This window comes from Caballeronia sp. LjRoot29 (genome assembly GCF_964252755.1).
GTDB lineage: Bacteria > Pseudomonadota > Gammaproteobacteria > Burkholderiales > Burkholderiaceae > Caballeronia.
In genome coordinates, this window is record NZ_CAXUPU020000024.1 from 103,868 (window position 1) to 124,651 (window position 20,784).

General features: G+C 59.8%; 15 protein-coding genes. 2 read left to right on the plus strand and 13 right to left on the minus strand.

All coding sequences use genetic code 11. The annotated features are described in order from the left end of the window. Positions 1-160 precede the first annotated feature (160 nt). Complete coding sequence (locus ACSQ83_RS23815) at positions 161-1,111, plus strand: NAD-dependent epimerase/dehydratase family protein (protein WP_436229838.1); 951 nt, start codon at positions 161-163, stop codon at positions 1,109-1,111. Here ACSQ83_RS23815 and ACSQ83_RS23820 read toward each other — a convergent pair. From ACSQ83_RS23820 to ACSQ83_RS23870, 11 genes are all read right to left on the minus strand, one after another. Then, positions 1,101-2,081, minus strand: coding sequence for a LysR substrate-binding domain-containing protein (locus ACSQ83_RS23820; RefSeq protein WP_436229824.1), 981 nt, complete (start codon positions 2,079-2,081; stop codon positions 1,101-1,103). The two genes, ACSQ83_RS23815 and ACSQ83_RS23820, sit on opposite strands and share 11 nt — an antisense overlap. Positions 2,082-2,431: 350 nt before the next feature. Beyond that, the gene (locus ACSQ83_RS23825; protein ID WP_436229825.1) at positions 2,432-3,598 is read right to left on the minus strand and encodes a glycosyltransferase family 4 protein; all 1,167 of its coding nucleotides are present in this window, start codon (positions 3,596-3,598) and stop codon (positions 2,432-2,434) included. A 52-nt stretch (positions 3,599-3,650) separates the two neighbouring features. Next, positions 3,651-4,940, minus strand: a complete 1,290-nt coding sequence (locus tag ACSQ83_RS23830) for a glycosyltransferase family 4 protein (RefSeq protein ID WP_436229826.1) — start codon at positions 4,938-4,940, stop codon at positions 3,651-3,653. After that, complete coding sequence (locus tag ACSQ83_RS23835) at positions 4,937-6,466, minus strand: glucose-6-phosphate isomerase (RefSeq protein ID WP_414948711.1); 1,530 nt, start codon at positions 6,464-6,466, stop codon at positions 4,937-4,939. The genes ACSQ83_RS23830 and ACSQ83_RS23835 overlap by 4 nt, the downstream gene beginning before the upstream one ends. Before the next feature lie 3 nt (positions 6,467-6,469). Further along, positions 6,470-7,624 (minus strand): glycosyltransferase, encoded by a 1,155-nt coding sequence (locus tag ACSQ83_RS23840; protein WP_436229827.1) that lies wholly within the window; start codon positions 7,622-7,624, stop codon positions 6,470-6,472. A gap of 56 nt (positions 7,625-7,680) precedes the next feature. Next, entirely contained in the window at positions 7,681-8,697 is a 1,017-nt protein-coding gene (locus ACSQ83_RS23845) for a glycosyltransferase family 2 protein (RefSeq protein WP_436229828.1), read from the minus strand. A gap of 18 nt (positions 8,698-8,715) precedes the next feature. Beyond that, positions 8,716-10,941, minus strand: a complete 2,226-nt coding sequence (locus ACSQ83_RS23850) for a polysaccharide biosynthesis tyrosine autokinase (protein ID WP_436229839.1) — start codon at positions 10,939-10,941, stop codon at positions 8,716-8,718. A gap of 43 nt (positions 10,942-10,984) precedes the next feature. Next, the gene (locus tag ACSQ83_RS23855) at positions 10,985-12,160 is read right to left on the minus strand and encodes a polysaccharide biosynthesis/export family protein (RefSeq protein ID WP_414968532.1); all 1,176 of its coding nucleotides are present in this window, start codon (positions 12,158-12,160) and stop codon (positions 10,985-10,987) included. Then, positions 12,154-12,618 carry a low molecular weight protein-tyrosine-phosphatase gene (locus ACSQ83_RS23860; RefSeq protein ID WP_414968531.1) on the minus strand — a complete coding sequence of 155 codons (465 nt, stop codon included), beginning with the start codon at positions 12,616-12,618 and terminating at the stop codon, positions 12,154-12,156. Before ACSQ83_RS23860 ends, ACSQ83_RS23855 begins: the two co-directional genes overlap by 7 nt. Positions 12,619-12,744: 126 nt before the next feature. Further along, positions 12,745-14,136, minus strand: coding sequence for a UDP-glucose dehydrogenase family protein (locus tag ACSQ83_RS23865; protein WP_436229829.1), 1,392 nt, complete (start codon positions 14,134-14,136; stop codon positions 12,745-12,747). Positions 14,137-14,175: 39 nt separating this feature from the next. After that, complete coding sequence (locus tag ACSQ83_RS23870) at positions 14,176-15,546, minus strand: undecaprenyl-phosphate glucose phosphotransferase (protein WP_436229830.1); 1,371 nt, start codon at positions 15,544-15,546, stop codon at positions 14,176-14,178. A 528-nt stretch (positions 15,547-16,074) separates the two neighbouring features. On the opposite strand from ACSQ83_RS23870, the gene ACSQ83_RS23875 reads away from it, so the two are divergent. Continuing rightward, on the plus strand, positions 16,075-17,580 hold the full coding sequence (locus ACSQ83_RS23875; protein WP_436229831.1) for a mannose-1-phosphate guanylyltransferase/mannose-6-phosphate isomerase: 1,506 nt from the start codon (positions 16,075-16,077) through the stop codon (positions 17,578-17,580). A 111-nt stretch (positions 17,581-17,691) separates the two neighbouring features. On the opposite strand, the gene ACSQ83_RS23880 is transcribed toward ACSQ83_RS23875, so the two are convergent. Both ACSQ83_RS23880 and ACSQ83_RS23885 read right to left on the minus strand, forming a co-directional pair. Continuing rightward, positions 17,692-18,660: a transposase gene (locus ACSQ83_RS23880; RefSeq protein ID WP_436229832.1), complete on the minus strand. Its 969-nt coding sequence runs from the start codon at positions 18,658-18,660 to the stop codon at positions 17,692-17,694. Positions 18,661-19,018: 358 nt separating this feature from the next. Next, complete coding sequence (locus ACSQ83_RS23885) at positions 19,019-19,963, minus strand: glycosyltransferase family 9 protein (RefSeq protein ID WP_436229833.1); 945 nt, start codon at positions 19,961-19,963, stop codon at positions 19,019-19,021. Between the last annotated feature and the right edge of the window lie 821 nt (positions 19,964-20,784).

Sequence of the window (20,784 nt, forward strand, 5' to 3'; positions counted from 1 at the left end):
GCAGGGCGGAACTCCATGTTCTCGGCGGCTACATCGGCGGAAATCGTTGATGGAAAGGGGCAAGTCGCCTGCGTCATCGGGCAAGGCAGGCAGAAACCCGCCCATCATCCTGCAACCCTTCGCGAAGCGGCCGCCGCCTATATCAAGCGCAATGAACGACATAAAACAATCTGACGGCAGCAAGAGCCGTCGCGCTCTCATCACCGGTCTTTCAGGCTTTACCGGACGCCATTTGGCCGCGCGTCTGCTGGACGAAGGGTATGACGTGTGGGGCACCACTACACCCGCGTCCGAGCCCGACGTACCCGGCACGACCGGCGTTCCGGTCAACTTGCTGGATCTCGATGCCGTGCGTGCATGCGTGAGCGACGCTCAGCCCGATGTCGTCGTTCATCTCGCCGGTCTCGCGCACGTCACGGGCAACCCGCCCACGCAAAGTTACCTTGTCAACATCATGGGCTCGCGCAATCTGCTCGAGGCGTTGTCGCAACTCGACAAGAAACCGCGTGCCGTGTTGATGGCCAGTACATCGAATGTGTATGGCAATGCGAACGTGGAAGTCATCGACGAAAACGTGCCGCTGAATCCCGGCAATGACTATGCGGTCAGCAAGCTCGCCATGGAGAACATGGCGCGTTTGTGGCTCGACCGCCTGCCCGTCTTCTTCACGCGGCCGTTCAATTACACGGGCGTGGGTCAGAGCGACGACTTCTTGTTGCCGAAGATCGTGAATCATCACGCGCGTCATGAAGCACGCATGTCGCTTGGCAACCTGGACGTGAGCCGCGATTTCTCCGATGTCCGCGATGTCGTCGAAGTCTATACACGGCTGCTGGAGATCGCGCCCGCGGGCGAGGTATTCAATACGTGTTCGGGCATTGGCTATTCGCTTGGCGAAATCCTGACCATGATGAAGCGCATTGCCGGATACGAGATCGAGATTTTCGTCGACCCGCGATTCGTGCGGCGCAATGAGATTGCGAAGCTGGTGGGATCGAACGCCAAGCTGCAGCACGCGATTGGCCGCGTGCCCGTCACCCCGATCTACGACACCCTCGAATGGATGTTCAAACATGCACGCGCGCAGGTCGAGGCTGGGATCAAGACGTGACGTCGCTTGCGTGATTCGCGTGATCGGCGTGTACGGTATGGCCGGAAATCAGATCATCCTCGGCTATTTGCAGTGACGACTGCCGTCTGTAAATCTCCGCGATCCATTCTATAAATACCTTCACCCGCCGTGGCTGATGCCGGTTCGCGGCATACAGGATCGAGACCACGCGCGGGTACGACGGATACGCCCGCAGCACTTCTATCAGCGCGCCGCTTTCCAGATACGACGACAGCGTATAGCTCGACGCCTGGATCAGGCCGAGGCCGACGAGTCCGCACTCCACATACGAATCGGCGTCGTTGACCGCTAGAATCGCCTTCAGCGGAATGGTCCTGGTTTCGCCATCCACCACGAACTCCCAGCTTCTGACGCGACCCGTTTTGCTCACGAGGTAATCCACGCACATGTGATGCTCGAGATCCTCGAGTGTCGTGGGCTCGCCATATTTCTCAATATACGACGGCGCTGCAGCAGTGACCTGGGAATAGCGGCCTATCTGCTTCGCGACCAGGCCAATATCGCCGACGGCACCGACGCGGATCACGCAATCCACGCCCGCTTCGATGATGTCGACTTGCTTGTCGGTCAGGCTCATCTCTACACGGATATCCGGGTAGGCGGCGAAGAATTCAGGGAGCGTCGAGATGATGGTGCTTTTCGCCATGAGCGCGGGCAGGCTGACTCGTACAGTGCCTTTTGGGCTGAGCTTGGAGCGCGACAGGACGGATTCCATGTCGTCCACTTCGCCTAGTACGCGCACGCATCGCTCATAATAAATCTCACCGTCTTCGGTGATACTGATGCTGCGCGTCGTGCGGTTCAGAAGCCGTGCGCCAAGGTGTGCTTCGAGTGCTTGTACCGTGCGGGACACGCTCGCGGCAGGCAAGCGCAAGGCTTCTGCGGCCTTGGAGAAACTGCCGCTCTCGACCACACGCACGAAAACTTTCATTGCTAGAAAACGGTCCATGCCGGGAAGTCCCATTTTTCTGGCCCGCAAAATGTCAGGTGGCTGGCTTTTTGCTGCTGCGCGGGCCCAAAGTGGGATAGTACGACGGTTTTGTGGTCTTTCGCTTGGAAGGGGTGGTTCTAGCGTTAGTGGTTCTGGATTTATGCCGGGTTGCTGCTTTCAGTGTTAGCAGTCTACAAAAGTCGGTTTTTCTCAGCATCACTATTTGCCACTGCGCGTGGCCAATAGAGCAAAAAAAATCAGCCAACACTAAACCCGCGAAGACCTAGAAAGCAGCAACCCGCCACCGACCTCGACCGCTAACGCCAGAAACTAGCAACCCGGCCCCCCAGCGGCAGCGCACACGACTATCAATGCACTGCGCCCGCATCAATGGCTTCGCTATAAACCGCCGCCACGCGCTTGGCAATCACCGGGGTATCGAAATTTTCGCGCGCATAGGTCCGGCACTCCTGCTCAGTCGGCAATTTCAGCGAGCCATCCAGCGCACCAATCAACCCATCGGCAATTGCATCCACGCCCCTCGACGGTAAAACAAGATTCGCCGATAAAGCCGCAACCGCCTCCGGCAAACCACCCACCGGCGTCACCAGCACCGGCGTCCCCGATGCCAAGGACTCAACCGTAATCAACCCAAATCCTTCGAGCGCCACCGTCGGCACAATGCTCACATCCGCGGCGCGATACAGCGCCGCCAAATGCCGGTCAGGCACAAAACCAAGCAGCCTGACATTGTCGTCAAGTCCCGCATCGGTAATGCGCGCCTGCAACTCATCAGCAAGTCGCCCCTTCCCCGCAATCAACAGCAATACATCCGACTGCCGAGCCTTCACACGCTTCATCGCTTCGATCAAATCTTCCAACCCCATCCGCCTGACCAGACGACGCACCGCCAACACCACCGGCCGGTCTTGCGGCAACTGAAGCCGGCGACGTGCATCGGAACGGCTCATCGGCACATTGAACTGCGAGACATCGACACAACCCGGCACCACGCGAATCCGCTCCGCAGGAATGGCATAGCGCGCCTGCAGGATCTCGCCGAACGCCTCCGACAATACGATCAACCGCGACGAACGCGCATACACCCGCTGCTCAAGCATCCGCTTGGTTCGCTGCCCGATGGAATCAGCGCCTTCGACATGACTCTCATCCGCCCACGGCCCCTGGAAATGCGAGACCTGTGGAATGCCACGGGTGACATCGAGGCCCGGGAAGGTATAGAGCGCAAAATGCGACGAGACGACATCGGGCCGCTCACGGCCCAACGACGCCCGCAACGCACGCCGTGCCGCCATCAAACGCCGCGGCAACGACTGCGCCGCCGGACCGAAACCGTGAATGGCCCCTTCCGTATCCGCCGCCACCCGCGGAGACCCCGCGACCACGCCGCGTACCGACACGCCCGCTCCCGGCAGCGCGCCCACCAATGTGTGATACATCCGGTCCAAACCGCCCGCGCGCTCGGGGAACCAGTGCATTCCAATTTGCAGCGACTTGATGGCTTGCGTGCTCATGTCCACGACCTTGATCGAAATTGTAGATGGATAACGACAACCGCCAATCTGCTCATACAGGCGACACGTTTGATTTTTTCGTAGTCCCACGCAACACGGAATGGCCGGCGACGATCGTCGAACTGATCGCCGAACTCTTCATCAGCGCCGCCGCTTTAGGCGCCCCGCCCTCCGTGTGCACCTCGCCGGACGCCGTCGCACCGGCCTGATTCGCAAAGCCGCGATACATATCCAGATACCGCCGCGCCATGCGCGCCCAGCCAAACTGGTCCGCCAGCAGCCGCGAAGCTTCACCCATTTCACGACGCAACTCAGGCGCGTCAGCGAGCTTGGTGATCGCACCCGCGAGTGCGGTGGCGTCGTCGGGATCGTCGAGCACGATGCCACAGTCCGTGCCGATAATCTCCGCGCCACCCGCGGTCTTTGCCGTGATGATCGGCAGGCCGGCCGCGAGCGCTTCCAGCAGCGAAAGGCTCATCGCTTCGTAACGCGAGGGGAACACGAAGGCATCGACGGAATGCATCAGCGTGGGCATGTTCTTCACCAGCCCCAGGAAATGCACGCGATCCGCAATGCCCAACGCCTTGGCTTCATCGGGATAAGGACTGCCCGGAAGATAACCGGCCACCACCAGTTGCACATGGGCTGGAAGCTGAACCAGCGCTTTTAGCACCGTGTCCAGGTTCTTACGCGGCGTGCGCAAGTCGCCGACGAACAGCAACAGGCAGGCATCGTCTTGTAATCCGAACGATTTTCTATCGGCGCCGTTCACGCGTGCCGCCTTGAACGCGCTCGTATCCACGCCGTTATAGACCACCTCGATACGCTCACCCGCTACACCGTTCGCGCGAATCTCGATAGCCACTTTCTCCGACACCGCGGCGATGATATTCGAGCGCTGATACGCCCAGTGTTCAAGCCGTGCATTCACGCGGCTATACAACACCTGATACGCAGACCACAAGCCACCTGTGAGCTTGAACGGATAATACGGACTGCGCACCCAGCCGCCGTGCACGAAGTGCGCCGTATTCACATCGGCTTTCGCCCACGATATGAACCCGTTCACATGCAACACATCGTATTCATTCTTGTGCGCCTTCAGCCACAACCCCGTCTTAAGCGCAAAGATCTGCTGCTTGAAAAGCTTGGTCGGCCAGAAGCGTCCAACCTTGATTGATACCCATCGCAAGCGCGCTTCGGAAGCAAGCTCCGGCGCTACGTGCGATGCCAGCAGCGTGACCTGATGTCCTTCCGCCAAAGCAGCGCGCGCGATCTCGTAGTTCACGCGGCCTTGTCCGTCGTTATGACGCACGACATGAGTGACGATGGCGATTCTCATCGGGGTGCCTTATCAGGGAAGGAAAGTGCCAGGATTGCTTGCTCCCGGCGACGCGCAAGCCGCTGGTGATGGCGCGCGGCGAGGACCGAGCAAAGGCCCATGTAAAGGATCATCCCGCCAATCGACGTGAAGGTATTCGTGAACACCAGCATGCCGACAATCGCGAACGCGACGCTCAAGGAGGCTTGCGCGTATTTGTCGTCGCGCAGCGAGAACGAAGCACGGAACGCACGTGCGAGCAGCAAGCCCAACCCGGCGAGATACATCAGCGAACCGGGCCAGCCGAGCACGAACGGCACGTTCATCACGCCGCTGTCGAAGCTGCCGTATTTACCAAGATCGCCGTTGGAAGTCGAGAGTTTCGTCGATGAACCGGTGGCGCCGAATCCCTCGCCGGAGACGTCGGTGAAGGCGGTTTTCGCAAACGATGCGTAGAACTCGTTGCGCGCGGCATAACTGTTGTCATCGCTGAGATTGGTGATGGACTGCAAGCGCGTCGCCATCTTGTCGGCAATCGGCCCGAAGGTGAGCAGCGGCACGGAAAGCCCCGCCAGCACCACCGCGCCGACCAGTATCCGCACCCGCACCTTGTTGCTCGCCTTGAGCAGTTGCAACACCATCGCGATGACCCAGCCGCCCCACGTCGAGCGGACCATGCACAGGCCAAACGAGATGAAGCCAAGACCGCCCGCCACCCAGCGCACGCTCTGCGTGCCGGCCATGGTGAAGGTGAGCGCGGCCATCATGGCAAGCGCGAACGGCCCCGATGAATTCATGGTGCTGAACACGCGCACGCCGAGCCGTACCGGATCGCCTTGCGACGCCATTTGCGAGCCGATCATCCACATGGAGTCCCAGCCCGGCATCAGGAAGAACTGAATGAGACCGTAGCCACCCATGAACAGCATGCCCCAGATGAATGTATCGAGGATCGCCTGGCGGTACTTCGGATACTCGCGAGCATGGACCATGATGTGAAAGCCGATCAGCACCGGATACAGCCACGCCGCTAAGTCATAGGTGGCTGCCATCGGGCCGTTGGACATCACGCCGATCAGGTACGCGTAAGCGAGGCCCATGAAGATCAGCAGGAACGGCAGGCCACGGCGCTCAGCCAGCACCTTGTAGTGCCGAACCACCGTCAAGCCGCAGATCATGGTCACGACCACGGGCGCGACCTGGATCAGGCTCGTGGCCGTGAAACCGCCCTTGGCAAAATCCGAGAGCCTGCGTACTTCGGGACTGAGAAACCACTGCCACCAGACGAAGCCGATGTAACGCGCGGGACTCTTGAAGTACAGCCACAAGCCGACGCCGGTCGCCAGGGCCGGAAAGCCATAGGTCAGCGCCGTTCCCTGATGCGCCAGAATCAGCAGCAGCGTGAACGCCCAGAACCCGCTTTGCGGCACCCAATGCTTTGGGTCGTCGCGGAACAGGCCAAGGAAACCAGCGCGCAGGGGCTTACCACCGTTCTCGATCAGATCGGCCAGATACTTCGGCGTACGGGCAGAGGCCGGCGTGCTCATGGATCAGTTCACCCGGCGTTGAGGCGCAACATGACCAATCTCGGCATGCAGCACGGTATCAGGGGAACGCGCAGCGACGACGTGCCGCGTTCTCATGAACTCCTGCGTAAGACGAACATGCTGAAGCGCGAACTGGCGCGTGGTGTAATCGCGCGCGGCGAAATGACGGCTCGCCGCCTGCGCGCGTTGCAGGGCAAGCGCGGGATCAGCGACTATCATGTCGAGCGCGCGCTGCAACGCGGGCACGTCGTGCGGCGGTACATAGAACACATGCTCTGGTCCGAAGTAATCGCGCAAGGACCCGACATCGGAGACGATCACAGGCTTGCCGAGCGCCACCGCTTCGAGCACCACCGTTATCCCCGAGACATGCGAGTTCGGGCGCAGCGGCACCACGATCACGTCGGCCCAGTCATACAGTTCACGCGCCGCCTTCATGCCGATCGCGGGCGCGATCTTCACGTTACTTGCATGCAGCGCTTTCGATACCCGCCGACGCGTTGCGATCCGTACTTCATGCGCCGGATTCTGCCGGAACGCCTGAGCAAGCGATTCCCAGTCGCGATCGCGATCGTTACCAATTGCGGCGATTCGCACCGGCGTATGGGGTTGCCATGCAGTCGGTTCCTGCAACGGAAAGTCGATCGGGTTGATACCGTAGAACACTTGCTCCACATCACGCTTGAAATAGTCGCGCGCCATTTGCGCGTTCTCGCTCGCGTGCGTGGTCAGGACATCGGCGCGAGCGAGCAGCTTCTTGTACGCCCACTTGCGCAATGCTCCGTAGCGCGCCCACCGGTCGACGAGCCAGACGCTTTGGGCGAGCAACATCGGATTGCCGCGAGCCCGGCCTTTCAAACGCAGCAACAACGCCGCCGATAAGTGTTCAGCCTCCGTATGCGTCCAGATGACATCGGCGTTGAGAATTTCCTCGCGGTTACGCCACGTATGAATGAAGTCGAAGCCGAGCGCTGCTTTCAATCCACGTCGCACAACGCGCACGATTTTGTTCTCCGGCTTGTCGCGCGAATACGTCAGCTTGAGCTCCGGCGACTCTGCATGGTGATAACCATACAGGCAACCGATGTTCTCCCCTTTGCGATAGAACCGGGGGTCGGTGCCATAGAACAAATGCACGTGAACGTTAGTCGCTGGCATGCGGGAAAGCTCCACGTCGATGTGGTCCTGTGAGTTCCGAACCCGCGATACGCGGCTCATGCGGCGCTCGCGCCGTCGGTGCGGCCGCGCATGGCGAGCGCGTAGGCTGCGGGCTCATGTTGCGCGTCACGGCGCGCATCTTGAGCGCCTTTGCGCATTGCGCGATAACGCGCCCAGCAGGCCGTATCGCGAGTGCGTGAAAGTGCTAGCAACGCATGTGCGAGGCCGGGCATTGCACGCGTTCCGATGGCGGCGTACCAGTACCACGCCACGTGCCGCGCGATCGGACCCAGGTGCTCGCGCAGCACCAGGTGCAGGTTGTATGCGGTGTCGGTGAGTGCGCCAAGGGTCTGCGCATCGCGGCCGTTGTCATCGAAACGTTCGGCGGGAAAATGATCGACCGCCACGCGCGGATCGTAGACCATCTTCCATCCCGCGCGCCGCACGCTCAAGCTAAACGACAAGTCGTTGCCGGGCTGTGCGCCCTTGCCGCGCAGACGCGTATCGAAGCGCAATCCGCCCACCGCCGAGCGCCGATAAATCATGTTCGCGCCCTTCAGCAACGAGACCGTTCGCGGCGCGCCCACGCCCAGGTGATGGTTGCCGCAAATCTTGCCGGTGCGGCGGATCACGCCGACTTCCGAACGCTCGCCGTCGAGCAGCGCGCCGCGTTCGAACACCCAGTCACGGCCGCCGAGCGCACCCAGCGATTGATCGTTGCTGAAGGCCTCGTCAATCCGCAACAGCCAGTCGACGCGTGGCGCGGCGTCGTCGTCGGTGATCGCAATGATGTCGCCACGCGCCGCATCAAGTCCGCGGTTCAGCGCCGCGACCTGCCCGCCCAGACCCGTCTCGATCACGCGCAACTCGAACGGATTATTTGCAGCCAGCTCTGTCTCGAGCGCACGATGCGTCGCATCGTCTTCAGGACGCGCGACAACCAGCACTTCATCGGCTGGACGCGCCTGGGCGCGCAACGCGTCGAGACAACGCTTCAGATCGGCGGGGCGACGATATGTCGGCACCATCACGGAGATGCTAAGGGTCGAGGTCGAGGTCGAGGTCGATGTCATGCGGCTCTCCGCTCGCGTTCAAACATTCAAGTAGTCTTCAACCGCTGCATAGTGTCCGCGGGCATAGCCACGCGAACGTGCCGGCATACCATTCATGATTGCGCCGTGCAGCGGAATACCCGCGGAGCGCAGGCGGCGGATGGCATCGGAGATTTCCATTTCGTTGTGCGCACCGGAGCGCATCACGAGGAAGTTGGTCCCCGACAGCTTGCCGATAAGCGATGCGTCCGTTACCGCGAGCACCGGCGGGGTATCGATGAAAACCACGTCGTACACGCGCCCCAGGCCATCGAGATATTGCTGAAGGCGCGGCGACATCAACAGCTCCGACGGATTCTCCGGACGCTTGCCCGCAGGCATGAAACTCAGGAACGGGGTGCGCGTGGTGCGGATGGCCTGCTCGAGTCCGATCGTGCCGGCAAGCAATTCAGCCAGCCCGTTTGTGCGCTCAACACCGAACGAACGCTCCAGCTTGCCACGCCGCATGTCGGCGTCGATCAGCAGGACTTTCTTGCCCGATGCCGCCAGCAATACGGCAAGGTTCACCGCGAGAAAGCTCTTGCCGACACCCGACGCGGGGCCTGTCAGCATCACCGTATGATTGCGCGCTTCCATCAGCGTGAACTGCAGCGACGTACGCAGGCTGCGCATGATTTCGACGCAGACATCGTTCGGTCGCATGGTCGCAAGAATAGGCGAGACACGGTCACGGTCGCGCTCCGTGCGTTTCGCTTCCGCGTCGAGCTTAGCCTGCTCCGTACTCATCGGGATAAGACCAATCAGCGGCAAGCCTGCAAGACGCTCGACCTTGTCCGGATCCACGATGCCCTTGAACATGGCGCGGCGCAGGAACACAAGGCCGGTGCCAAGGATCAGGCCGAGAATCACAGCCGCCGACATGATCAGGAATTTCTTCGGCTTGATCGGCGCACCCGGGCGCAGCGCTGCATCGACAATATGAACGTTACCGCCCGTTCCAGCCTTCTGCACCGACAGTTCCTGTACACGATTCAGCAGCAGCACGTAGATATCTTCGGCCACCTTTGCATCGCGTTGCAGCGACACCGCTTTTACTTCGGAAGCCGGAAGATTCTTGAAACGCTCGGTGAAACGCGCACGTTCAGCTTCCAGTTGCCCAAGCTGCTGCTGCGCGACGATAAGCGCCGGATGGCTGCTCTCGAAGCGCTGGTCCAACGTGGCAATCTGCAGCTTCAACGCGGAAATCTGCGCTTCATACGTAATGCTGCCTTCGAGATAAACCTTCGCTTCGTCGCTTGCATTGATCGAACCGGACTTGCTTTGATACTCCGTCAACGCGGCTTCAGCGTGTTCGAGATCACCTTTCAGGCGCGGTTGTTCGCTCTTCAGGAACGCGAGCATTTTTTCCGCATCGGCCTGCTTGCTTTCAATGTGCTGTAGCAGATAAGAATTAGCCAGCGCATTCGCAATTTCAGCGGCACGCGCCGGGTCGCCGTTCTCGAGCGAGATCTGGATCACGCCCGTGGACTTGCCCTGCTCGACAACCGTAATGCCCGATTGAAACGAGGCGATGGCATCGAGATCATTGGCCCGCAGCACCACGAACCGCGTACCGGGACGCGCCACCAGCTTCGTGACATCGATGGATACGCCATTACCCTTGGCCATCTCACCCACGCGGCCCTGGAGCAACGGAACGCCTTCAGGCGTGGCCAGCGAATAGCGGTCGTTGCCGAGCGCGGTCATGGTCATCTTCACGCCTTCCAGCGCAGGGACCACTTCCACTGAATCGACCATCGCCTGTTCACCGCCCCACGCATACGACGACATGCCGAGCCACGGCTTCCCCGGTTTGCCCGAGGTCGCGAGGCGCGCGGCGATGCTGCCGAGCACGGGCACGGTCATCGGGCTCACCGAGAAGTTGAGCTTGCACTGCTCGATGACAGGCGCGACCACGCCCCGGCTCTTGATGATCTCGATCTCGGCGTCGGTCGGCAGCGCGCCCGACGAATTACCGATCGCGGCGCCCGTCTGCGTTTGCGTGAGCGCTTGCGACGTGTTGTCGGACTGCTCCACGCGAACGTGTGCATCGGCGGAGTAGACCGGCTTTGCGACGTAGCAGTAACCGGCCGCGGCGAGAATGATGAAGGCCGCGGTGCCGATCAGCCACCAGATGTCGTCGAGGACCACCTGCAGCAATTGCCCCAGGACAACGTCCTCTTCTTCGGTCTTGACTTGAAACGAATGTGCTGGCGTGCTCACGATTCATCCCCGGTTGTTTCGATGCATTCGACGTTATGGATAGCGTTCATCGCGTCAGTTCCTTCAGGTAGAAGAGTGTCTGCAAGCTCGGCAGAACCTGGTTGACCAGACGGTTGAACTGGACGGCTCCGGACGTGCCCACATACACCACGTCGAGCGGATGAAGCTGGAATTGCGAGGACAGCAGCAGCGAATCCGGTTGCGTCAGATCCAGGCGGTAGATTTCAGGTGAAGTTGGCTTGTCGCGTGCACCGCGCACCACGTAGATTTGCCGTGCGTTCGCGTCCGTGTCGAGGATGCCGCCTGCTTGCGTCAGTGCATCGGCGATCGTCAGGCGGCCTTTCATCATCGAAACAGGCAGCGGGGTTTTAACTTCGCCCATCACGAACACGCGGCTGTCGGTACGATCCGGCACGTTCACAATGTCGCCCGCCTGCAGCATCACATTCTGCGAAATCTCGCCACGATCAAGCACGCCGTCGGCGTCAAGCACGTAGAGTTTGCCGTTACGCGTGAGACGCACGCGCTGCAGATCTGCGTCGGAATTCGTACCACCCGAACGGGTGATTGCGTCGATCAGCGTCAGCGGCACGTCGCTCATCGCGAGCGGTCCGGGCGTCTTCACCTCGCCGGTCACTGAAACTTTTTGGCTCCGATAAGCCAGCACGCGAACGTCGACTTGCGGCTTCTTAAGGTAGGGCGACAAGCCCGCCGCGAGCTGATCCCGAATCTCGCCTGCCGTTTTGCCCGCCACGCGCAGCTTGCCGACGAACGGGAAGTAGATCGTCCCGTCAGGCGCGATCGTCTGTCCGAACGGATCGGCCTGTCCGGGCAACGCAGTGGTGTATGGCTGCGCGAGCGCGCCAGCAATTGTTTGCGTGGTGTTGCCACCCGCCGACATGGTCTGCCCCTGCTGCGTGGTGAGCTCCGGGTGATCCCATATCGTGATGCCGATCACGTCCTGCGGCGCCAGCCGATACACGTATTGCGCCGGGTCCGCGAAACGCGAGGGCGGCAGTTGCGCTGCCGGACCGGGACGGTTTTGCTGCATGATCACGTCCGCCGTGATCAGGTGCACGGGATAGGTCGCGGTCGGCGTGGGGTCCGTATCGTTCAGGCGCGACGTGTTCAGGTTGTAACCCGGCAACGCGCCGCAAGCCGACAAAAAGGTTGTCAGCGAAAAGACCACGGAAACAGATAAGACTAGAGACCGGTTCACCATATTTTATTCAGCCATCCCTGGACCAGACGTTCAATTAAGCCGAAGCTCTCGCGATAGGCATCTTCGTGGCCGCCGTATGGATCGGCCACTTCAGAGTCTTCCCACTTGCCAAGCAGATGCACCTTGCCGCGTGTGTGCGGGGCCATCTGTTCAATGGCGGCAATCTGCTGCCTTTCAGGTACGAGAATCAACTCGGCAGCGCGCGCCATGGACTCGTCGAGCCGGCGCGCTGAGTGTCCCGACGGATCGACATCGCGCTCCACCAGCAAGCGGTGCATCGTTGGATCGATTTCGCGGCCTTCTTCGGCGAAGAGGCCGGCGGAGCGAAATTCGATCGGGCGGATCGGGCGACTTGGGTCGTTCACCGCGAGCTTGCCGGCGTATGCGCGGAACAGCATTTCCGCAACAGGGCTTCGGCAAACGTTCGCATGGCACACAATCAAGACGCGTCGAAACATGGGTTGTATCCGTTAAAGCGGCGCAGTCGCGGAATCGGGTCCTTCAACCGAAGCCGCGCTCGCAGCGCCTGGGTGTGTCGATATTTTTTTAATAACCGCAGATTTCTTGTCTTGCCAGCCTGTTCTTCAGGCCGTGACCGGCGCCTTCACCGATTGCCGAACGCCACGTCCAATCGCGTGATACTCCACGCCAATCTCGTTCATGGTTTCCGGCTCGTAGAGATTGCGGCCATCGAAAATCAGTGGAGTCTTCAGGCGGCGTTTCATGCCGTCGAAGTCCGGGCTCTTGAACACCTTCCATTCCGTCACGATGATCAATGCGTCGGCGTTATCAAGCGCTTCCGTGTGACTGTTCGCGTACGTGAGGCGAGCGAGCAAAGCAGGCGTGGCACGCAGGTCGAGCGCGATCACGCGGCGTGCTTCGTCGGTTGCGACCGGATCGTAGGCGCTGATCGACGCGCCCCGCGCGAGCAGCGCTTCGATCAATACCCGGCTCGGGGCATCGCGCATGTCATCGGTATTCGGCTTGAAAGCCAAGCCCCAAAGCGCGAACTTCATGCCGCTCAGGTCATCGCCCAGTCGGGCCACGATCTTGTTGGCGAGCGTTTGTTTCTGCGCCTCGTTCACCGACGTCACCGCCTTCAGGATTTCCATCTGCTCGTCGTACTCGCCAGCCGTCTGGATCAGCGAACGCACGTCCTTCGGAAAGCACGAACCGCCATAACCGCAACCCGCATACAGGAAGTCGTAGCCAATGCGCGGATCGGAGCCAATGCCACGACGCACCGCCTCGATATCCGCGCCCACGCGATCCGCGAAATTCGCGAGTTCGTTCATGAACGAGATGCGCGTGGCGAGCATGGCGTTAGCCGCGTACTTGGTGAATTCGGCCGAGCGCACGTCCATGTACAGCGTGCGTTCGTGATTACGGTTGAACGGCGAATACAGGCGCTTCATGCGTTCGCGGGCGCGTTCGCCGGGTACGTCGTCGTCGCAGCCGAGCACGATCCGGTCCGGCCGCGTGAAGTCGTCGATAGCCGCGCCTTCCTTCAGGAACTCCGGGTTCGAGACCACCGAGAACATGTGCTGCTCGCCACGCGTTGCAAGCTCCTGATCGATCACCGCTTTCACGCGACGCGCCGTGCCAACCGGCACCGTCGACTTGTCGACGATCACCTTGAAGTTGTTCATGTAACGGCCAATATCGCGCGCCGCCGCAAGCACGTATTTCAGGTCGGCGGAGCCGTCCTCGTCGGAGGGCGTGCCCACTGCAATGAAGAGCACATCGCCGTGTTCGACCGCAGCCTTAACATCGGTGGAAAAGTGCAGGCGTCCTGCCGCGCGATTACGCGCGATCACCTCTTGCAGACCCGGTTCGTGGATCGGCACGCCGCCGCCGTTCAGGATCGCGATCTTGCGTTCGTCCAGATCGAGGCATAGAACGTCGTTACCGATATCGGCCAGACACGCGCCCGTCACAAGGCCTACATAGCCGCTACCGATGATGGTCAGTTTCATAGCACGCGCTCCAGGGTTGGCAAATTATTCAAAAAATTCTTAGTAAGCATTCGAACCGGCGAAACCCTTCCACAAGGTCATTGCAACAATCTTCATGTCGAGTCCGAAGGTCCAGTGCTGCATGTAGTACAGGTCGAGTTTCACGCGTCCCATCATCTTTTCGATGCGGTCAGTCTCGCCGCGAAAACCATTCACTTGCGCCCAGCCGGTAATGCCGGGTTTGATGCGATAGCGGTACATGTACCCTTTGACCAAGTCCTTGTAGATGTCGTCGTGTTCGAGCGCATGGGGGCGCGGACCGACTACCGACATCTCGCCTCTCAACACATTGATGAACTGCGGCAACTCGTCCAGGCTGGTCCTGCGCAGGAACGCGCCCACGCGTGTCACGCGCTTGTCACCCTTCTTTGCCTGCGTGACGTGGCCGGCCGTTTCCCTGTGCACTTTCATCGAACGAAACTTGTAGATCTCGAACTCGTAACCATCAATACCCTTGCGCTTCTGCTTGAAGAACACGGGCCCGGGCGAGGACATCTTCACGGCCACCGCCAGCACGATCAGCAGCGGCGCGAGGCACAGCAGCACGCCTGCCGCGAACAAGCGGTCGAACACCCGCTTCGGCAACACCTTGAGGTCCGTGATCGGCGATGCAGCCAGGTTGATGGCCGGCACGCCGAGCAGATCCACCACCGCGTGATTGAAGAACGACAGGCTGCGCACGTCCGGTATGAAGCGGATATTCACGAAGTCGTCGCGGAACTCCGTGACGAGCTTGTGGATGGTTCGCTCCTGCGAGATCGGCAGCGCCAGCCACAACTCGCGAATCGCACGCCGACGCACGAGCGCCGTGAGGTCACCCAGATCGCGGCTTACCGGCACACCGGCGAGGGTGACTTCCGGAAAGGTTTCATCGAACACATAGACCGGGCTGAAACCTGCTTCGGGACGGCTGCGCATCTGCTCGATCAGGAATTCTCCATAAGGCGCAGCACCGACGATGGCGACCGCCTTCTGGTTAAACCCTTCGCGACGGATCAACTTGAGCGTGGCATGTACCACTGCCTTCGAAAGCATCAGCAAGCCCGCAGCGGCGACACCCCAATACAGCAGCCACAAACGCGACAACAAATCTGCCCGATGCACGCTAAACGTCAGCAGCACGCCCGCTCCTTCGACCATCAGCCATGCCAGCGTCACGCGCCACAGCAGGTCATACACGGGCTTGCCGCGCCACGACTTGTAGATTCCGAAGGACGGGAACGTCATGATCACCAGCACGCAATTGAATGCGAGCAGCGTGCTTTGCATGTCGTCGAGCCAGACGGGATTTCCGGCGTGCACCGACGCGGCCAGCAGCGCGCCCAGCGCTACCATCGCGATGTCGATCATTCTCGAAAGCACGCTCAACATGTAAGACACCTCGGGTGGGAAGACACAATCTGCTCGGGTCTCGCTTCAGCTTCACTCATTCGTCTGGTGCAAAGACCGGAAGCAAAGGCGGAGAAACGAGAGCGCCCGTCGCCTTGGTACATACCCGTATGAGGCTGGAATTTAATTCATGCTGCAACCGCAAAATAATGCGCGGGTTAATTAACGTCTTTCCGCGGATTTATTTTCGTCACGAAGCGGTTTGAAAGTCGCGACAAGGCCACCACAGCAGTCTACAGGCGATGCTTCAGTGAATTTTTTTCAGATTGTTACTGATCGACCCGCGCCTTACTGGGAAAGGCTTGCCGCCGAATATTAAGCAATTAATTTTCGAGAAAAAATTCCAGAAAAGTAAGAAAAAAATTCAGCGGTCTATTCTCGTTACGTTTTAATTACCAAGTTACCGATTCGAGTATGTCCGATGATTATTTTTCGGTTTTTTGATTTATCAGCCATTTACTACGTGCTAAAAATTGTAATACCCGATCAAGCTCAAGGAGTTCCCCCGTCATGACCGCTCTCGACACGAGACTTAACACCACTCCGCTTATCCCTGGCGGAGCTGAAACGAAGCTCAGGATCCAGCCGGTTATCCTGGCCGGTGGCGCGGGCACACGCCTATGGCCCATGTCGCGCGAGCACTTCCCCAAGCAGCTGATTGGCTTGATCGGTGACAAGTCGCTGCTGCAATCTACTGCGCAGCGTCTGGACGGACTGACTTATGGCACGGCGCGCATTGACGACGCCATCATCGTCTGCGGCGAAGATCATCGCTTCACCACCGCCGACCAGTTGCTGGCCGGTGGCCGGCGCGCACGCCTCATCCTGGAGCCGCTTGCGCGGAACACGGCGCCCGCGCTGACTGTTGCGGCCATGCACGCGATGGCGGCCGGCGAGGACGCCATCCTGGTGGTCATGCCGGCAGATCACGTTGTTACGGATACCGAAGCATTCCACAAGGCGATTGGCGCGGGCGCCAAATGCGCGCAAGACGGTGCGATCGTCACCATGTGTATCGTGCCGACGCATGCGGAAACCGGCTACGGGTACATCAAGGTCGGCCAGCAGATGCTGAGCTCGGGGGCATGGCAACTCCAGAAGTTCGTCGAGAAACCGCATCTCGAACTCGCGCGCCAGTACGTCAGCTCCGGCGAGTATTGGTGGAACGCGGGGATTTTCATCGTGCGCGCTTCCGTATGGCTCAAGGCCATCGAGCACTTCCAGCCTGCCATCTACGCCGCCTGCCGCGCCGCCAGTGATGCCGGCACCCACGACGGCGAGTTCTTCCGGCTCGACAAACAAGCGTTCGCCGCGTCGCCGTCGGATTCTATCGACTATGCCGTGATGGAGCAGCTGGCCAACGATCAGAGCGTCTGCTCAGGTGCGGTTGTGCCATTGAACGCGGGCTGGTCCGACGTCGGCTCGTGGGACGCAATCTGGAAAATCCTGCCGAAGGACGGCCAAGAAAATGTCGCGCGTGGCCGCGTGATGTTCCAGGGAGCGACATCGACTTATGCGCATTCCGAAGGACGGCTGATCGCCTGCGTGGGAACGCATAACCTCGTGATCGTGGAAACGGCGGATGCCATTCTTGTCGCGAACAAGGAATGCGTGCAGGACGTGAAAGCGATCGTCGTGCGCATCAAGGCGGAGCAAGGCAAGGAGGCCGCGGATCATCGCAAGGTACATCGGCCGTGGGGTCATTACGATTCAATCGATAACGGCGAGCGTTTCCAGGTCAAGCGGATCGTTGTGAAACCGGGCGCGCGGCTGTCATTGCAGATGCATCATCACCGCGCGGAACACTGGGTCGTGGTCCGGGGCACGGCGCTTGTCACGCGCGGCACCGAGACGTTCATTCTCGCGGAAAACGAGTCCACCTACATCCCGATTGGCGTTCAGCATCGGCTTGAAAACCCGGGCAAGATGCCGCTTGAAATGATCGAGGTCCAGTCGGGCACCTATCTGGGCGAAGACGATATTGTCCGTTTCGACGACAAGTACGGCCGGCAATAAAAACCGCTGTGCGGCGCGTGATTCACATGCGCCGCACAGCGTTTCCTGTCAAACCATTCAGACCGGATGAGATCTGGCTCAGTGCACTATCCAGCGTTAGCCTTGAACGTCTTAGCCTTGAACATCCGCATAGCGGCGAACCTCGACGCGCTCCGGCGCTGCAGCGCGTTCACGCTTCGACTCCTGCTGCGCCTGGCCGGCCGCAGGATTGGCTGCAGGCGCAGCATGCGGTACGTCGGCGGGAGTTTGCACGGGGTGGGTCATGCGAGTGGATTGCGCCGCGATCCATCTGCGAGACCATTCGAGCGCGTACTCCGCCGCTTCCTGCGGGTTCTCGAAGCGCGGACCGATCAGCCCGGAACGTTCCACCCGACGGCCGTCCTTCACGATTTCGGCCCAGCCGCGGAACATGCTGCCCGCTACCGGCCGCGCGATGGCGTAGATGGCGTAACCGTGACCGTCATGCACGGGGGCACAGTCGGGCTCGAAAGCCATTGGCAACGGATCGACAGAATGATGCCGGGCGTCCGACGGGTCACGCTGGAACGAATGCGACGCCGAGGCGGCCATGGCCGCACGGGTCGGCGACAACGGCGTTGGCGCGTTGGCGCGCGCGACGTCGTGCGCTTCGGCAATCCGGCGCGGGACGGCGGCGAAAAGCGCGTCCACCCCGTTTGCGCTGTTTCCGTCCGAATCGCCCCACGACTCCGGGTTCTGCCAGAACACGCCGCGCAAGCGATCGCATTCATAAGTGGCCTGCGTCTGGCGCGGCGGCGCTTCGGTCGGCGTGGACGGCACGATGGCGAAGGACCGGCCACGCGATGCAAGCCGCGTCACCATTTCGAGCAGCGTGCCGTTCATTTGCCAGTCGTTGAATCGACGGCGGCAGGTAGGCACGGTCGGATAATGACTGGGCAGCTTCGACCAGGTTTCTCCTGTGGTGAGAATCCACAGCACAGCATTCACGATCGTGCGCGGGTGCGCACGCGGACGGCCGCGCCGATGTTCACGGACTTCACCTTCCGTCACGAGGGCGGCAACCAGTGTCCATTCTTCATTACTAAGTTCGTCGAAAAACATTGCGTTGCTCCATGCAGCCGGACTGCGCTGCGAATGTTGAACCAAGCGTAGCGGGCGTCTTTACTGCCCACGCACGGATGAATCAAGAAATTCGGGGTGTTCGCAAACGTTTGCTAAATACCACAAGATGGTGCATGTAATTTGCATCTATTCCGCTAGTGGTGCAGAACAGGTTCCAAAGCGGCGCACAACTCACCGTAACACTTGCGTATGAAGATTATGTGCAGGAAGCATACCACCCTAATGGTTTGCCCGAATATGACAAAGCAGTAGATTTTCAGGGAACGTTATTAGAAATAATTCTTACATCTACAAGTAATTTATTCCGATTGATCTGTTGAAGTAGTAAGCACAGTTGTTAAGCAAATCCATAAAAATCCATATCTAACTTCAGCGCACGATAGGCGCGTTCAACCCGTTCCACATCTGATGCCTGGTTACTGGCTTGTATGCCCTTCAATTCAGGAACGGGTAAGGAAACAGACTTGCAAAACGGATAGTCGCGCACCCGCAAATCTGGCGCGATAGTAGTGAAAAACGCGGTCGTGGCGATATCGAAGCCGGCTGCTATATGAACGGCGGCGGTATCGGGTGTTACCAGATACGCGGCGTGCTTGATCCACGCGAGAAAATCTGCCGTATCGGGCGCTCGCGAAGTGACGTCAGTGTAAAGCATATGATCGATATCGCCAAAACCCGCCACGGGAAGCCTGTAACGCTGCCACAAAGCTTCCACGAGGTCCTTGTGCAACGATGCAGGGATGCTGCGCACGGGCGTACTCGCGGTGGGGCACAGTAAAACATAATCGCCCTTTACTGCTTGTGGCCTTGGCAGCACCAGCTCCTGCAGCCAGTGATTGCGCTTGTTCATAGCTGGGACTTCGTCTGCCTTTATCCCCATTGCGTCGAGAAAGAAATCGATCATCGGCAGCGAAGCAAACTTTGGCCAGAATAGATGATTGCCTAAGTCGATAAGTAACTCTGTGTAAGAGAGTGTGTCGAGCTTCACAGGTAAATCGATGATGGAACCCAATAGCGGAGCAGCCAGTTCATAGAGGCGTTTTACATAAGCCGGCGCGTGCGCCGGCCGATAAATCGTGAATGAAAGGTGGGGAAATCGCGCCTTGATCGCAATAAGAGCGGTGAGGCCGATAACTGAATCGCCTAGTGTCACGCCCATGCCATTAATCACGTGTACGCGCGATACCGCCGCGTAATCCGGATTGAATGCGCTCAATGCGGCGTTATTGATGTTATTGGACCGCCCGAGAGCGCGATATCCGAGAGCGGGTGTATTGGTCACTTCCAGATCGTATGACGCGACCATCTCGCCGCCGGGCGAGAGCAGCGAACCCGCATTCGTCAGCGCTGATACTTCGTCTAGCACCATCCTCAGCGCTCCTTGTGCGTCGCCCGGAATGCGAACGCCGCGGCCAATGGCCATGACACTTCGTATGGACCCATCCGTGTGGACCTTGAAGTTGCTCGGGAAACAGGGCTAAGCAGGGGCCGACGGTGTCGACGGCCTGGTGACGCGGTAGGCCAATTCTCGAACCCGCAAACACCCTGTCCCAGGGAAAGGAGAAATCGTGTTGCCAATAGCCGGAGAGGCCAACGCACCCAACTCTCTCGCATGAGTCAATGCCGATTCAGGGCTCTAGCGACGCGTCGGCTGCTGGCCGCGCCCAGCGTTGCGCACGCCACGCAGGTGGCCGCTTTCGCGTAGAAACGCATTGGCCTGCTTTGATACAACGGATTCCGATCGACTCAAGGATACATGCCGGGCATTAACCGGCGCAAATGCTTTTGCCACGCCAGCTTGACCACGGTTCGATCACCGTCGGTCGAAACGGGATACACCGCATGTGAGCTAACCGGTAACAACTCTTTCGCGGGTAAGGCTCGTGCGCATCGAACTACAGTGCCTGACTTTTTTATACTTTGATTTTTGCCTGACTTGCGCGGTGCCCAAAGAAACGGTTCTATCGCTTGACGTTTGCTATCCAGTCGTTTGGATAACGCAAGCGACGTCAGCTATCGTACCTGGAGCACTTAAGCGATAGAGCGCCGCGGTTCGCGCGGCACCCTATCGCTCATGCGGTCTGGGCGGACGTTCCTTCAAGA

What these genes read in the sequence shown, in the direction of transcription:
- ACSQ83_RS23820 (WP_436229824.1), bottom strand. Translation starts at nt 2,081, where the DNA reads ATGGACCGTTTTCTAGCAATGAAAGTTTTCGTGCGTGTGGTCGAGAGC.
- ACSQ83_RS23825 (WP_436229825.1), bottom strand. Translation starts at nt 3,598, where the DNA reads ATGAGCACGCAAGCCATCAAGTCGCTGCAAATTGGAATGCACTGGTTC.
- ACSQ83_RS23830 (WP_436229826.1), bottom strand. Translation starts at nt 4,940, where the DNA reads ATGAGAATCGCCATCGTCACTCATGTCGTGCGTCATAACGACGGACAA.
- ACSQ83_RS23835 (WP_414948711.1), bottom strand. Translation starts at nt 6,466, where the DNA reads ATGAGCACGCCGGCCTCTGCCCGTACGCCGAAGTATCTGGCCGATCTG.
- ACSQ83_RS23840 (WP_436229827.1), bottom strand. Translation starts at nt 7,624, where the DNA reads ATGCCAGCGACTAACGTTCACGTGCATTTGTTCTATGGCACCGACCCC.
- ACSQ83_RS23845 (WP_436229828.1), bottom strand. Translation starts at nt 8,697, where the DNA reads ATGACATCGACCTCGACCTCGACCTCGACCCTTAGCATCTCCGTGATG.
- ACSQ83_RS23855 (WP_414968532.1), bottom strand. Translation starts at nt 12,160, where the DNA reads ATGGTGAACCGGTCTCTAGTCTTATCTGTTTCCGTGGTCTTTTCGCTG.
- ACSQ83_RS23860 (WP_414968531.1), bottom strand. Translation starts at nt 12,618, where the DNA reads ATGTTTCGACGCGTCTTGATTGTGTGCCATGCGAACGTTTGCCGAAGC.
- ACSQ83_RS23865 (WP_436229829.1), bottom strand. Translation starts at nt 14,136, where the DNA reads ATGAAACTGACCATCATCGGTAGCGGCTATGTAGGCCTTGTGACGGGC.
- ACSQ83_RS23870 (WP_436229830.1), bottom strand. Translation starts at nt 15,546, where the DNA reads ATGTTGAGCGTGCTTTCGAGAATGATCGACATCGCGATGGTAGCGCTG.
- ACSQ83_RS23875 (WP_436229831.1), top strand. Translation starts at nt 16,075, where the DNA reads ATGACCGCTCTCGACACGAGACTTAACACCACTCCGCTTATCCCTGGC.
- ACSQ83_RS23880 (WP_436229832.1), bottom strand. Translation starts at nt 18,660, where the DNA reads ATGTTTTTCGACGAACTTAGTAATGAAGAATGGACACTGGTTGCCGCC.